11 protein-coding genes are annotated in these 14,459 nt (G+C 72.5%); 6 read left to right on the top strand and 5 right to left on the bottom strand.

Annotated features, from left to right (window positions below; all coding sequences use genetic code 11):
- Window positions 1-38 precede the first annotated feature (38 nt).
- Window positions 39-1,100, bottom strand: coding sequence for a nitrous oxide reductase family maturation protein NosD (locus tag ACIHAR_RS17845; protein ID WP_400020275.1), 1,062 nt, complete (start codon window positions 1,098-1,100; stop codon window positions 39-41).
- Window positions 1,101-1,634: 534 nt separating this feature from the next.
- Window positions 1,635-3,515: an ABC transporter ATP-binding protein gene (locus tag ACIHAR_RS17840; RefSeq protein WP_400020429.1), complete on the bottom strand. Its 1,881-nt coding sequence runs from the start codon at window positions 3,513-3,515 to the stop codon at window positions 1,635-1,637.
- Between the two features lie 925 nt (window positions 3,516-4,440).
- Here ACIHAR_RS17840 and ACIHAR_RS17835 point away from each other — a divergent pair.
- Window positions 4,441-5,538, top strand: a complete 1,098-nt coding sequence (locus ACIHAR_RS17835; protein ID WP_365472180.1) for a mechanosensitive ion channel family protein — start codon at window positions 4,441-4,443, stop codon at window positions 5,536-5,538.
- A gap of 4 nt (window positions 5,539-5,542) precedes the next feature.
- Here ACIHAR_RS17835 and ACIHAR_RS17830 read toward each other — a convergent pair whose 3' ends face one another.
- Entirely contained in the window at window positions 5,543-7,108 is a 1,566-nt protein-coding gene (locus ACIHAR_RS17830; protein WP_400020272.1) for a M1 family metallopeptidase, read from the bottom strand.
- A gap of 210 nt (window positions 7,109-7,318) precedes the next feature.
- On the opposite strand from ACIHAR_RS17830, the gene ACIHAR_RS17825 reads away from it, so the two are divergent.
- From ACIHAR_RS17825 to ACIHAR_RS17805, 5 genes are all read left to right on the top strand, one after another.
- Complete coding sequence (locus ACIHAR_RS17825) at window positions 7,319-9,538, top strand: NADP-dependent isocitrate dehydrogenase (protein WP_365472185.1); 2,220 nt, start codon at window positions 7,319-7,321, stop codon at window positions 9,536-9,538.
- Between the two features lie 357 nt (window positions 9,539-9,895).
- Window positions 9,896-10,759, top strand: a complete 864-nt coding sequence (locus ACIHAR_RS17820; protein ID WP_400020269.1) for a helix-turn-helix domain-containing protein — start codon at window positions 9,896-9,898, stop codon at window positions 10,757-10,759.
- A complete protein-coding gene (locus ACIHAR_RS17815; protein WP_365472191.1) occupies window positions 10,756-11,007 on the top strand; it encodes a DUF397 domain-containing protein in 252 nt (83 codons plus the stop codon). The genes ACIHAR_RS17820 and ACIHAR_RS17815 overlap by 4 nt, the downstream gene beginning before the upstream one ends.
- Window positions 11,008-11,029: 22 nt before the next feature.
- Window positions 11,030-11,617 carry a hypothetical protein gene (locus ACIHAR_RS17810; protein WP_400020266.1) on the top strand — a complete coding sequence of 196 codons (588 nt, stop codon included), beginning with the start codon at window positions 11,030-11,032 and terminating at the stop codon, window positions 11,615-11,617.
- Window positions 11,618-12,486: 869 nt separating this feature from the next.
- Window positions 12,487-13,284, top strand: coding sequence for an N-formylglutamate amidohydrolase (locus tag ACIHAR_RS17805; RefSeq protein ID WP_400020427.1), 798 nt, complete (start codon window positions 12,487-12,489; stop codon window positions 13,282-13,284).
- A 16-nt stretch (window positions 13,285-13,300) separates the two neighbouring features.
- Here ACIHAR_RS17805 and ACIHAR_RS17800 read toward each other — a convergent pair whose 3' ends face one another.
- Window positions 13,301-13,810, bottom strand: a complete 510-nt coding sequence (locus ACIHAR_RS17800) for a hypothetical protein (RefSeq protein ID WP_365467945.1) — start codon at window positions 13,808-13,810, stop codon at window positions 13,301-13,303.
- A gap of 5 nt (window positions 13,811-13,815) precedes the next feature.
- Complete coding sequence (locus ACIHAR_RS17795; RefSeq protein WP_365467924.1) at window positions 13,816-14,454, bottom strand: sigma-70 family RNA polymerase sigma factor; 639 nt, start codon at window positions 14,452-14,454, stop codon at window positions 13,816-13,818.
- Window positions 14,455-14,459: the final 5 nt, after the last annotated feature.

Here is a 14,459-nt window from a genome sequence, read left to right as displayed (position 1 = left end):
CCTTGGGTTCACGGATGACTACGGACGGCCGTCCGGGTTCAGCACAGGCCGGCCGGCCGGGACGCGCCGCAGGTGTTGCCCACGAAGGTGTTGTTCTTGCCGGTGTCCGCGTCGACCAGGTCCGCCGGGGAGTTGTTGCTCAGGGTGTTGCCGCTGATCCGGTTGCGCTCGCTGGGCGTGCCCACGACGCTCTTGAACAGGACGATGCCGCCCGACATCGGGGAGGTGCCGGCGTGGTCCCTGATGGTGTTCCGGGTCACCACGGTGTCCTCGACACCGGTCAGGACGATGCCGGAGCCCTGGATGGCGTCCAGCCGCGCCGTCTTAGGGCAGGACTTGTTGTTCCGCTCGATGCGGTTGTCCCGCACGGTCAGGGCACCGGCCTTCGGCTTGTTCTCGTCGCCGACGAGGAAGACGCCCGCGCAGTTGCGGGTGAGGTGGTTGTGGGCGACGGTGAGGTTGCGCAGCCGCCGGACGGTGAGACCGATCCGGTTCCCCTCCAGCCGGTTGCGCTCGACGACCGTGCCGCGGGTGTCCACGGCGCCTTCCTCGGCCTTCACCGTGTTGGCGAGGAAGAGGCCCGCGTCGCCGTTGTCCCGGGCGGTGTTCGCGCGGAACACACCGCGCACCGAGCGCTCCTGGGCGATGCCCCAGACCCCGTTCTTCACCGCGGTCACGTTGCGCACGGTCAGCCGGTCGGTCGACGTGGCGGTCAGTCCGGTCTTGGTGAAGCCGGTGACGGTCAGGGAGGCGACGGTGACGTCCTTGAGGCGGCGGTCCTTCGTGCCCTCCACGCAGATGCCGTTGCCGGCCGCGGCGCAGCTGTTGACGGCCTTCTTCAGGGTGCTCGGCTGGATGACCGTCTGCCGGCCGACGCCGCGCAGGGTCAGTCCCGACGTGGTCACCTTGACGCTCTCGCGGTAGGTGCCGGGGGCCACGAGAACGGTGTCGCCCGGTTTGGAGGCGTCCACCGCCTTCTGGATCGACTGCCCCGGGTGGACCACGCGGGTCGTGTGGCTGGAGACCGGCGGGGCGGCGCCGATTCCCGCGGTGACGACGGCTGCGGTGCACGCGAGGTACGCGATATGGCATTTCTTCATATTCCGCACCATATGACTGGATGATCCGCAGGCCTGGATGATGGACCATCCGGCGGCGTGTCACGAGCCCGCCCGCGTCTCCCCATGCCGAGCGCGGGGGCCCGGCCCGCACCCAGCCGCTCGACCGACCGGGATGCCCGCGGTACGGACGAGAGGGGTACCGCCGGGAGCGGAGCGGGGCCACCGGCGATGCCGGCCGTGGCGACGGGGCGACGGAACCGACGCCGGTGCGTGCGGGACACCGCGGAAGGTCGCGCGGGCCACGCGCCTCCAGGACGGTCAAGCGGTCGTGTCACGCGGCGGGTTGAGCCCTCTCACCGGCGTTCGGGCGTGGCGCCGTGGGGTCGGGCCGGCCGAGGCTGCCGGGCCGCCGGCCTGCCGGCGCACGAGGCGCGCGGTCTCGTCCGGGAACCGCCGGCACGCGAAGCGGTTCGACGCGCCGTATGCCCGTCCTACCCCGCACCGGCCCCTCACCCGACCGCCCCCGACCCGGACCCGGATCCGGCCCGGACCCGGATCCGGCCCGGACCCGGCTCAGGCCGCCGCCTCCGTCACGACCTCCGCCTGTGCGAACTGCGTCCGGTACAGCTCCGCGTACCGCCCGCCCTCCGCCAGGAGTTCCTCGTGGGTTCCGCGTTCGACGATGCGGCCCGACTCGACGACCAGGATCAGGTCGGCGGAGCGCACCGTGGACAGGCGGTGGGCGATGACGATCGCGGTGCGGCCCGCCAGGGCCTCGGCGAGCGCCTCCTGGACGGCCGCCTCGGAGGTGTTGTCGAGGTGGGCGGTGGCCTCGTCGAGGATGACGACACGCTGGCGGGCCAGCAGCAGCCGGGCGATGGTCATCCGCTGGCGCTCACCGCCGGAGAGGCGGTAGCCGCGTTCGCCGACGACCGTGTCGAGCCCGTCGGGGAGGGAGCGGACCAGGTCGTCGAGGCGGGCGCGGCGCAGGGCGTCCCACAGTTCGTCCTCGCCGGCCTCGGGGAGGGCGAGGAGGAGGTTGGCGCGGACGGTGTCGTGGAAGAGGTGGCCGTCCTGGGTGACCATGCCCAGCGTCTGCCGCAGGGACCGCGCGCTCAGGTCGCGGACGTCGATCCCGCCGATGCGGACGGCGCCGGCGTCGACGTCGTACAGGCGCGGCAGCAGTTGGGCGACGGTCGACTTGCCGGCGCCGGAGGAGCCGACGAGGGCGACCGTCCTGCCGGGTTCGGCGCGGAAGGAGACGCCGTGCAGGACCTCGGCGCCGCCGCGGGTGTCGAGGGTGGCGACCTCCTCGAGCGAGGCGAGCGAGACCTTGTCGGCGGACGGGTAGCCGAAGCGGACGTCCTCGAACTCGACGGAGACCGGGCCCTCGGGCACCTCGCGGGCGCCGGGTTTCTCCTCGATGAGCGGCTTCAGGTCGAGCACCTCGAAGACGCGCTCGAAGCTGACCAGGGCGCTCATCACCTCCACGCGCGCCCCCGCGAGGGCGGTGAGCGGCGCGTACAGGCGGGTCAGCAGGAGGGCGAGGGCGACGACGGCGCCGGGGTCCAGGGTGCCGTTCAGCGCGAGCCGGCCGCCGAGGCCGTAGACCAGGGCGAGGGCCAGGGCGGAGACCAGGGTGAGGGAGGTGATGAACACCGACTGGGCCGTCGCGGTGCGCACGCCGATGTCCCGGACGAGGGCGGCGCGGGCGGCGAACTCCGCCGACTCCTGCTCGGGGCGGCCGAAGAGTTTGACCAGGGTGGCGCCGGGCGCGGAGAAGCGCTCGGTCATGCGGGTGCCCATCGCCGCGTTCAGCGCGGCCGCCTCCCGCTGCATGCCGGCCATCCGCCGGCCCATGCGGCGGGCGGGCACCACGAACACCGGCAGCAGGGCCAGGGCGAGCAGGGTGACCTGCCAGGACAGGGTGAGCATGACGGCGAGGGCCACCACCAGGGTCACCAGGTTGCTGACGACTCCCGAGAGCGTGTTGCTGAAGGCGCGCTGGGCGCCGATCACGTCGTTGTTGAGACGGGAGACCAGCGCTCCCGTACGGGTACGGGTGAAGAACGCGACCGGCATCCGCTGCACATGGTCGAAAACGGCGGTGCGCAGATCGAGGATGAGGCCTTCCCCCAGCGTCGCCGAGAGTCTCCTGCCCAGGATGCCGAGCGCCGCCTCCACCACCGCGATGAGTGCGATGAGCAGCGCCAGCCGGACGACGGTCGCCGCGTCGCCGTGCGACACGATCGCGTCGACGACCCGCCCCGCGAGGACCGGGGTGGCGACGGCGAGCAGCGCGGTCACCACCCCCAGCAGGACGAACAGGGCGATTCGGCGGCGGTGCGGTCGGGCGAAGGCACCGATGCGGCGCAGGGTCACCCGGTCGAAGGGCCGGCGTTCGTGCCGGGCGTTCATGACGCTGTACAGCTGGGTCCAGGCGGTGGTCTCCATGCTCATGAGAAGGACGGTAGAACCTCGAGCATTGTTGAGGTCAAGACGACGATGTCTCCTCCCCCGCCGCCGTCCACGCCGCGGTCACCCGTCGTTGAGGTGGCGCGGCGAACCTCTCCGGGTGTGACAGCGATACCGCTCCCCCCACAGCCCCTCCCCGGGGCCGTCTCCCGCGGTGGCTGCCGGTCCGCCGGCTCCGCCGGGTGCTGTGCCTGCTGCCCCTGGTGCTGGTCGGGGTGGTCGCGGTGCGGCACCGGTCCGTCCTGGCCGACGGCTTCGGCAGAACTGCTCGACGACCCCGCATGAGCGTTCCGGTAGTCGCCGACCCCACGCTTCCGGCCGCCGAGACGACCGCGCTGCCGGTCCGGACGGGCGTACCCCGCTGAGCCGAGGCGGTGACCGGACGGGCGTACCCCGCTGAGCCGGGGGTGGTCACCGTCCGGCCCCCCGTCCGGGCCCGCGGCCGTCGCCCCGGCGTTTCGGCCACACGCCCGCGTACGCCGTCCAGGTCCCGCCGCTTCCGCGCGCGGGGACGGTTTCCGGCCGGGATCCGTGCGGCCGGCCGGTGGAGTGGGCAGGTCTGCTGTGCGGCTCGGGTCCGGGGAGGGGCATGGGGGAACGGTGCACACCAGGAAGTCGCCCGCGTCGCCCCGCCGTCGGGCAGGTCCCGGCCGCGGTGGCGCGGCGCGTGGACCGCGTGCGTGGACCGTCGTGCGTACCGGACGGCCTCGCCGGAAGGCGTCGTTCGAGCCCGCCGCCGGGTACGAACTGTGGTGCGCGATACGGCAGGATGAGCGATCGCGCCCGTTCACGGACGGACGCGACCGCACTTCCCGGACATGCGAGCAGGTGACAACGTGACGAGACTTCACATCCGGCCGTCGGCGGCCCCCTTCGCCGCGGAACGTCTTCCCGGAGGTGACCGGTGAACCGCGCGCTGACCCTGGACGACCTCGTCCTCGCCGGCATCGCCCTGGCCGCGGGTCTGCTGGTGGCCTTCCTGTCGCGGACGATGCTGCGCTGGCTGGCCAAGCACGCCAAGCGCACCCGCTGGAGCGGCGACGACGTCATCGTGGACGCGCTGCGCACGGTGGTGCCGTGGGCGGCGATCACGGGTGGCGGGGCGGCCGCGGCCGCGGTGCTGCCGCTGACGCGGACCGTGCAGCACGCCGTCAACCAGTGCCTGACGGTGCTGTTCATCTTCGTGGTGACGGTGGCGGCGGCCCGGGTGGTCGCCGGGCTGGTGCGGTCGGTCACCTCCTCCCGCTCCGGGGTCGCCGGATCCGCGACCATCTTCGTCAACATCACCCGGGTGCTGGTCCTGGCGATCGGCTTCCTGGTGGTGCTGCAGACCCTCGGCATCTCCATAGCGCCGATGCTCACCGCCCTCGGCGTCGGCGGCCTGGCCGTGGCGCTCGCCCTCCAGGACACCCTCGCCAACCTCTTCGCGGGCATCCACATCCTCGCCTCCAAGACGGTCCAGCCCGGCGACTACATCAAGCTGAGCAGCGGCGAGGAGGGTTACGTCGAGGACATCAACTGGCGTCAGACGACGGTCCGCAACCTCTCCAACAACCTGGTCGTCATCCCCAACGGGCAGCTCGCCAAGGCGAACATGACCAACTTCATGCGCCCGGACCAGCAGTTGACGATCCTGGTGCAGGTGGGGGTCGCCTACGACAGCGACCTGGAGCACGTGGAGCGGGTGACCACGGAGGTCGTCACCGAGGTGATGACCGAGATCACCGGTGCGGTTCCGGACCACGAGCCGGCGGTGCGCTTCCACACCTTCGCCGACTCCCGCATCAACTTCACGGTGATCCTGGGCGTCGGCGAGTTCAGCGACCAGTACCGGATCAAGCACGAGTTCATCAAGCGCCTGCACCGGCGCTACCGCGCGGAGGGCATCCGCATCCCGGCGCCGGCCCGGACGGTGGCGTTGCAGCAGGGCACGGTGGTGATACCGCAGCAGCGGTTCCCCGAGGAGGTCGTGCAGGACGGGCAGGCCGCCCTGCACGACTGACGGTTCAGAGGGTCGCCGAGTTCTCGTGCCGGTGGGCGTCCGCCCGGCGGCGCGGGGAGACGAGGGAGGGCGGCACCGGGGTGACCGTCCAGTCCGGATGGCCGGGCATCCGCGGGGTCGTCGTCCCGTACAGCCAGTCGCGCAGGAAGCCGGACAGGTCCTGCCCGCTGACGTGCGAGGCGACGGCGATGTAGTCCTCCGTGGACGCGGAGGAGTCGCGGAAGCGGGCCAGGAAGGTCCGCTCGACGGCGTGGAAGGCGTCCTCGCCGATGAGTCGGCGCAGCGCGTACAGGACGAGGACGCCGCCCAGGTAACGCTGGCTGTCGAAGAGGTTGGCCGCGTTGGGCGCGGCGACGGGTCCGGAGGTTCTGCGCCACTGGTCGCCGCGCGCGTACGTGTCCTTCATCCGGGCCTCGAGGCTGGTCAGGCCCAGGGAGTCGGCCCAGCCGCGTTCGTAGCGGTAGAGCAGCCCGTAGAAGTCGGCATGGCCCTCGTTCAGCCACAGGTCGGCCCAGGTGGCGGGGCTGACGCTGTTGCCGAAGTAGGAGTGGACCAGCTCGTGCATCATGTGCGAGCCGATCTTCTGCTCCTGCTGGAGGAGGTAGTTCGGCTTGTAGAGGGTGAGGGTCTGGGTCTCCAGGCCCGTGAAGTCGAAGGCGTTCGGGTCGTCGGAGTTGCAGGGCAGCAGCCCGTACGTCTCGAAGGGGTAGGCGCCCAGGCGGGCCTCGATCCACTCGACGAGGCCGGGGGTGAGGGCGAGGGCGGGTTCCAGCGCCTCGGCGCGGGCGGCCGGGACGACGTCGCGCAGCGACAGCCCGTGCGGGCCCCGCCGGTTCCTGATCACGTAGTCGCCGACCGAGATCTGCACCAGCTCCGTCGCGATGGGCGCGCGGGAGCGGTAGGTGTACGCGGTCCGGCCGCCCGAGAGGTCCTCCGCGCAGACGAGCGTGCCGCTCGCGACGGCGCGCAGGGCGGCCGGGACGGTGACGCGGAAGGTGAAGTCGGCCTTGTCCGACGGGTGGTCGTTGCAGGGGAAGACGGTGTGGGCCGCGTTCGGCTGGGGGCACACCGCGAAGCCGTCCGGGGTCGGCACCCAGGCGGTGTGGGGGAGGGTGCGGCGCGGGTCCGCGGTGTAGGTGACGCGGACGGTGGTGACGGCCTTCGCCGGCAGCGGCCGGGCGGGCGTGATCCGCAGTTTCTCCTCCGCCTGCTCGAAGGCGGCCGTGCGGCCGGCGACGCGGACGTCGTGGACGTCCAGGCCGAGGGCGTCGAGGGAGAGGCGGGTGAGGGCCTGGGTGGTGCGGAGGGTGAGGGTGGTGGTGGCCTCGACGAGGGCGGTCGTGGCGTCGTAGGCGAGGTCGAGGTGGTAGGCGAGGGCGCGGTAGCCGTCGTTGCCGAGGGCCGGGAAGACGGGGTCGGCGAGGGTCTCGGGGCCGGGTCCCGGCTCGGGGCGCCCCGTGCCGGCGCTGCTCTCCCCCGGGGTCGCGTGCGCCGTGGAGCCCGCGGTCAGCGCCGCCGCCGTGCCGATCAGGGCGGCCGCCGGGGCCGTCACTCTGCTGCGATATCTCATGGTCCGCTTTCGTTCGGGCGGCCGGTGGTCGGGCCGGCCGCCGGATCAGTGGGCGATCACCCTCCATGACGGCGGAACCGGGCGGACGCGTTGCCCGAACCGGTTCTTCCGCACACGCCCTGTACGTGTGTGCGGTCCGCTGTCGAGTCGAGGTCGATCACGAGATATCTTGATGTCGAGCAATGTTGCAGACGTGGAGCGGAGCACCCGGTGACTGACTCGACCATCATCTATACGCACACTGACGAGGCCCCGGCCCTGGCGACGTATTCCTTCCTGCCGGTGGTCCAGGCGTACGCCTCGCAGGCCGGTGTCGCCGTGGAGACCCGGGACATCTCGCTGGCCGGGCGCCTCATCGCCGTGTTCCCGGAGTACCTGACCGAGGACCAGCGCATCCCGGACGCGCTGAGCGAGCTGGGCGAGCTGGCCAAGACGCCCGAGGCCAACATCATCAAGCTGCCGAACATCTCGGCGTCCATCCCGCAGCTCAAGGCGGCCGTCGCCGAGCTGCAGGCCCAGGGCTACGCGCTGCCGGACTACCCGGACGAGCCGAAGACCGACGAGGAGCGCGAGATCCGCGCCCGCTACGACAAGGTCAAGGGCTCCGCCGTGAACCCGGTCCTGCGCGAGGGCAACTCCGACCGCCGCGCCCCCGCCTCGGTCAAGAACTACGCCAAGACCCACCCGCACCGCATGGGCGCCTGGACCGCCGAGTCCAAGACGAACGTGGCGACCATGGGCGTCGACGACTTCCGCTCCACCGAGAAGTCCGTGGTGATCGCCGAGGACGGCGCGCTGCGCATCGAGCTGAAGGGCGACGACGGCTCCACCACCGTCCTGCGCGAGTCGGTACCCGTGCAGAAGGGCGAGGTCGTCGACGCCTCCGTGATGCGCGTCGGGGCGCTGCGCGAGTTCCTCACGGCGCAGGTCGCCCGCGCCAAGCAGGAGGGCGTGCTGTTCTCCGTGCACCTGAAGGCCACGATGATGAAGGTCTCCGACCCGATCATCTTCGGCCACGTGGTGCGCGCCTTCTTCCCGAAGACCTTCGCTCGGTACGGCGAGACGCTCGCCGCGGCCGGCCTCACCCCGAACGACGGCCTCGGCGGCATCTACAAGGGCCTGGAGTCCCTGCCGGAGGGCGCCGAGATCAAGGCCTCCTTCGACGCCGAGCTGGCCGAGGGCCCGGCGCTGGCCATGGTCGACTCCGACAAGGGCATCACCAACCTGCACGTCCCCTCGGACGTCATCGTCGACGCCTCCATGCCGGCCATGATCCGCACCTCGGGCCACATGTGGGGCCCCGACGGCCAGGAGGCCGACACCCTCGCGGTCCTGCCCGACTCCAGCTACGCCGGCGTCTACCAGGCCGTGATCGACGACTGCCGCGCCAACGGCGCCTACGACCCGTCCACCATGGGCTCCGTCCCCAACGTGGGTCTGATGGCGCAGAAGGCCGAGGAGTACGGCAGCCACGACAAGACCTTCGAGATCCCCACGACCGGCACCGTCCGCCTGGTCGACCAGGCCGGCAACGCCGTCATCGAGCAGACCGTGTCCGCCGGTGACATCTTCCGCGCCTGCCAGACCAAGGACGCGCCGATCCGGGACTGGGTGAAGCTGGCCGTCACCCGCGCCCGCGCCACCGGCGACCCGGCCGTCTTCTGGCTGGACGAGACCCGCGCCCACGACGCGAACCTGATCGCCAAGGTCCAGCAGTACCTGCCGGAGCACGACACCGAGGGCCTGGACATCAAGATCCTCTCCCCGGTCGAGGCGACCAAGCTGTCGGTGGAGCGCATCCGCCGCGGTGAGAACACCATCTCCGTCACCGGCAACGTGCTCCGCGACTACCTGACCGACCTGTTCCCGATCCTGGAGCTGGGCACCAGCGCCAAGATGCTGTCGGTCGTGCCGCTGATGGCGGGCGGCGGCCTGTTCGAGACCGGCGCCGGCGGCTCCGCGCCGAAGCACGTCCAGCAGCTCGTCAAGGAGAACTACCTGCGCTGGGACTCGCTCGGCGAGTTCTTCGCGCTGGTGCCCTCCCTGGAGCAGTACGCCGCGGCCACGGGCAACACCCGTGCCAAGGTCCTCGCCGACACCCTCGACCGCGCCACGGCGACCTTCCTCAACGAGGACAAGTCCCCGACCCGTCGCGTCGGCGGCATCGACAACCGCGGCAGCCACTTCTACCTGTCCCTGTACTGGGCGCAGGAACTGGCGCAGCAGACCGACGACGCGGACCTGGCGAAGGCCTTCGCCCCGCTCGCCGAGACGCTCGCCGCCAACGAGCAGACGATCGTCGACGAGCTGATCGCCGTCCAGGGCAAGCCGGCCGACATCGGCGGCTACTACCAGCCCGACCCGGCCAAGGCCGCGGCGGTGATGCGTCCGTCGGCCACCTGGAACGAGGCCCTCGCCTCGCTCGCCTGAGGCCCCCGCGGGCGCCGGCCCGCAGTGCTCCGCCCCGGCCGGGACTCCTCCCGGCCGGGGCGGCCGTGTTTCCGGCCGCTCCTGCCGGCTGTTCCTGCCGGCGCTTCCTGTCGGCTGTTCCTGTCGGCTGTTCGTGTCGGCTGTTCGTGTCGGCTGTGCAATTCCGCGTGCGGCCTTCGGCTCGCTCCCTGGACCGTCCCGCCCCCGGTCCGGGTCCGGACGATCGGAGGGACTTCCTCCACGCAATTGCGTGAACCAAATGTCTCGACTCAACTCATCCGCAGGACAGGGCGGTTGGCGGTACGGCACACTTGCGTGCAGCAACCCTTCACCCTGTCGAGTGCGAGGAGTGAGGCGATGGCCACGGCCGGCGGTCCGACGGTACGGCGACGGCAGCTCGGCGCGGAGCTGCGCCGCCTGCGCGAACAGGCGGGCCGGCGGATCGAGGACACCGCCACGCACCTGGAGTGCTCGATGTCCAAGATCAGCCGGGTGGAGACCGGCCAGGCCCCCATCAAGGCGCGGGACGTGCGCGACCTGCTCGAGTGGTACGGGGTCACCGACCCACTGCGGATCGAGACGGTCATGCAGATCCACCGGGACGCGCAGCAGCAGGGCTGGTGGGCGCACTACGGGGAGGTGCTGCCCTCCGGCATGGCCACCTACGCCGGCCTGGAGGCCGACGCCCGTGTCCTGCGCTCGTACGAGTCGACGTTCGTGCACGGCCTGCTGCAGACCGAGGACTACGCCCGTGCCGTGATCGCCGCCGTGCGGCCCAACGAGCCGCACGAGGTGGACCAGTTGGTGCGCTTCCGCAAGGAGCGCCAGGCGCTGCTGACCCGGCGCCCGGACCCGCTGGAGCTGTGGGTGGTCATGGAGGAGAGCGCGCTGCGCCGCCCGGTCGGCGGCACGGAGGTCATGGCGGCCCAGCTGCACCACCTGATCGAGACGGCGCGTCTGCCGAACGTCACCCTCCAGGTCATGCCGACCGCCAAGGGCGCCCACGCCGCCCTGGCCGGGACGTTCTCGCTGCTGGAGTTCGAGCCCCACACGCCGACGGTGGTCTACGTCGACTCCATCGCCGGCAACGTCTACCTGGAGAAGGAGCGCGACGTGCGCACCTTCATCCAGACGTTCGACCTGCTGCGCGCGGCGGCCCCCGATCCTCAGGAGGCCCCCGCGACGCTGGAACGGATCGCAGAGGAGATGCGGAAGTCATGAACGCGCACGAGGACCGGCGCCCGCCGGGGGTCGATCCCGACGGACCGGGGGCAGGGCTGGGAGACGCCGTGTGGCGCCGGAGCAGCCACAGTTCCGGCAACGGGGCCTGCGTGGAGGTCGCCGTCGCCGGCCGGGTGGTCGCGGTCCGCGACTCCAAGGACACCGGCAGGCCGGCTCTGCTGTTCTCGCCGCGCGGATGGAGCGCGTTCCTCGAGGCGGCCGACGACGGCCGCCTGCACCGCCGTTGAGCGACTCGCCAAGGGGCTGCCCGTGTTCGACGTTCCCTCTTCCCCGCCCGTCGCCGCCGGCCCCTTCTACGCGTCGGAGACGTTCTGGACGGCGGCCGGGGTCGCCGCCGCCGTCCTGGTGGGCTGCGCCGCCATCTGGGCCGCGTTCCGCTCCCAGCACCCCAGGCGGCGCCTCACCTGCGCGGTGAGCCACGCACCGTTGGTGCGGCAGCGCATCGACGGCAGCCTGGAGATCCGCCACAACGGCACCCCGCTGACCGACCCGCACCTGGTCACCGTGGTGCTGACCAACCCGGGCAGACGAGACATCGCCAGCAGCGCCTTCGACCGGGGAGAGCCCTTCCGCGTCCGGCTCGACGTCCCCTACGCCGAGTTACTGGGGGCCGAGTCCTGCCCCAGCGCGGCCCAGGCGCCGCCCGCCCGGGTCCGGGACGGGCAGCTGAGCATCGGACCGGGCCGGATCGGCTCCGGCACGAGGATCACCTACCACCTCCTGGTCGACACCGCCCCGACCTACGACTGCCGCCACTCCCTCCTGGACGTCCGGGTCCAGTGCACGACGTCCCCGGCGCCGAGCGGAACCTGGCAGACCCCGCTGGTGCGCCCCTGACGAGCGGTGTCCCCACGCCAACCAGGCACGGGACCCAAGCCACGGGACCCAAGCACCCGCGCCGACCAGGCATGACGCAAGCACCCGTGCCGCTCCACGCCCGCAGGCCACAGCGGCCGGCCGACGCCGACGACGGATCCCGGGCGCCGACAACGGCCGTCACCTCCCGAACTTCGACCACTCGACGCCACCGGGCCGGCACACGCACACGCTCGACGGCGCCAGCAGGCACCCACACGCCCCTGCGCCAGCCACCGCTCGACGCAAGCACTCCGCCACTCCGGCCCCGCCTGCTTCGAGGTCCGGCCACAACCGACGCCAACGACGGGCCCCCGGCGCCGACAAGCGCCATCACGCCGCGAACTGCCACCGCGCGAAGGCATCGGCGGGCGGGAGACACCGGACCGCCATACGCCCGCCTCGGGCGCGGGGCAGCACGGGGCGGGGCAGCGCGGCGCGGGGCAGCGCGGCGCGGGGCAGCGCGGCGCGGGGCGGCACGGCGCGGGACGCGGGGCGGCACGGCGCGGGACGCGGGGCGGCACGGCGCGGGACGCGGGGCGGCACGGCGCGGGACGCGGGGCGGCACGGGGCGGCACGCGGGGCGGCACGGGGCGGCACGCGGGGCGGGGCAGGTGCGCCGAACGCTTCGCAGCGGCCCGGGGCGCGGCGGCGAAGGAGTTGGGCCACGCGGCATCGCAGCGAACCGGCCGGCCACGCGACGCGACAGCGAACCAGCCCGCCACGCGGCGCGGTCACCGCCTCGACGGTTCCCGGACGCGTCCCGTCCGCTCCCCCGCCATCCACGGCCGAGGCCATGTGGCATCGTGATCATGGAGCACGCCGTCGACCACGCCATCGGGAGCAACCCCATGACCGAAGCCCCGCCCTCCTTCTCCGTCCTGCCGGGAGCCGCCGGTTCCCCGGTGATCCTGCACGTGCCGCACTCGGCGCGGGAGATACCGGCGGACGTGCGCGCGGGGATCGTGCTGGACGACGCGGCGCTGGAGCGGGAGGTCGACCACATCACCGACGCGCACACCGCGGAGATCGCGGAAGCGGCGGCGGAGCGGGCGTCGGTGACGCCGTGGCGGTTCGTCAACCGGCTGTCGCGGCTGGTCGTCGACCCGGAGCGGTTCCCGGACGAGCGCGAGGAGATGCTGGCGGTCGGGATGGGGGCGGTGTACACGCGGACCACGCACCGGGAGGTGCTGCGGGCCGAGGACGTCGACCCCGAGCCGCTGCTCGCGCGCTACTTCCGCCCGTACGCGCAGGCGATGACCGAGGCCGTCGCGGAACGGCTGGCGGTCGCCGGGCGGGCCGTCGTCATCGACGTGCACTCCTACCCCACTGAGCGGCTGCCCTACGAGCTGCACGGCGACGGGCCGCGGCCGCCCGTCTGCCTGGGCACCGACGCCTTCCACACCCCGCCCGAGCTGCTGGCGGCCGCGCGGGAGGCGTTCGCCGGGATCGGGGAGACGGAGCTCGACAGTCCCTTCGGCGGGACGTACGTACCCCTGGAGTACTACGGGAAGGAGCCGCGGGTGTCCGCCCTGATGGTGGAGATCCGGCGGGACACGTACATGACCGAGCCGGGTGGCCCCGCCGGGGCGGGGCTGAACCGGCTCGCCTCGGCACTGGCGCGGCTCGTCGACGCCGTCTCCCACTGACGCCCGCGAACGCGGCTCAGGCGCGCAGCCACTCCGTGACGACCACCTCGCCACCGGTGCGCAGGCGCAGCGCGAAGGGGCCGACGGGCGCGGCGTCGCTGGCGAAGCGGCCCATGTCGTCGGCGATGAGCGCCGCGCCGGCCCGGGGACCGGCGAGGACCTCGATCGAAGCGGGCTGGGGCGGCAGAAGCTGGCCCATCAGCCCGTGCGCGGTCACCTCGACGTCGACGGTCAGCCCGCCGGAGTGGAAGGTGAGCATCCGCGGCACGTCCACGGCACCCCGGACCGGGATGGCGTCGACCAGCGAGTCGAAGGTCAGCTCGGCGATCCTGGCGTCGAGGTCGTGCAGCGCGTAGGCCTCGACGGCGAGTTGCCTCAGCTCGGCCGGGACCGGATCGAGGATGGCCGCGGCCTCGCGCAGCTCCTCCTCCAGGCTGCCGTGGTCGAACTCCTCGTCGTCGAAGGCGTCGCCGCCGGGGACGCCGTCGCCGCCGCCCGCGTGCCCGGTGCCGTCCATGTCGTCCATGTCGTTCACAGTGCTCCCCGTGCGTCGAGTCGGGCGCGCAGGCGGCGCAGACATCGCTGGCGCATCGGTCCGATGCTGCCCACCGCGATGCCCAGCGCGGCCGACACCTCCTGGTAACTGGGCGGCGGCGAGGAGATCAGCACCCGCAGCAACTGCCGGCAGCGCTCACCGAGCGCCTCGAACTCCTGCCACAGGTGGCGAATGCGCTCGCTCTGCGCGGCCGCCTCCTCCGAGTCCAGCACCGACTGCTCCGGCGTACGGTCCTCGCTGACCCGGTCGAGCAGCTGAGGATCGTCCGTCGGGGTCAGCCGGCGCAGGCTCTTGATCACTTTCAGGCACTCGTTGCGCGCGGTGCTGGCCAGCCAGGAACCCGCCTTCTCCGGTTCACGGATCCGGCCCAGGTGCTGGGCGAAGCGGAACCACACGGTCTGGTACACCTCGTGCCCGTCGGCCTCGGAGAGCCGGTGCGCGCGCACGACGGACCACACCAGTGGGCTCAGGCCCTCCACGAGCGCCTTCCAGGCCGCCGCGTCACCGTCGACGGCGGACTGGACGAGCGCGCCGACCTCACTACGGTCCACGGTCCCACCCCTCGTGTACGGCCTGTCATCGTACGCCGTGGCGGGTGCGGCTTCGGACCTCATGCCGG

The organism is Streptomyces sp. NPDC052016 (assembly GCF_044548445.1).
Classification (GTDB): Bacteria; Actinomycetota; Actinomycetes; order Streptomycetales; family Streptomycetaceae; genus Streptomyces.
The sequence above is the reverse complement of the archived record's forward strand: the minus strand, read 5'-3'. Positions and strand labels throughout refer to the sequence as shown.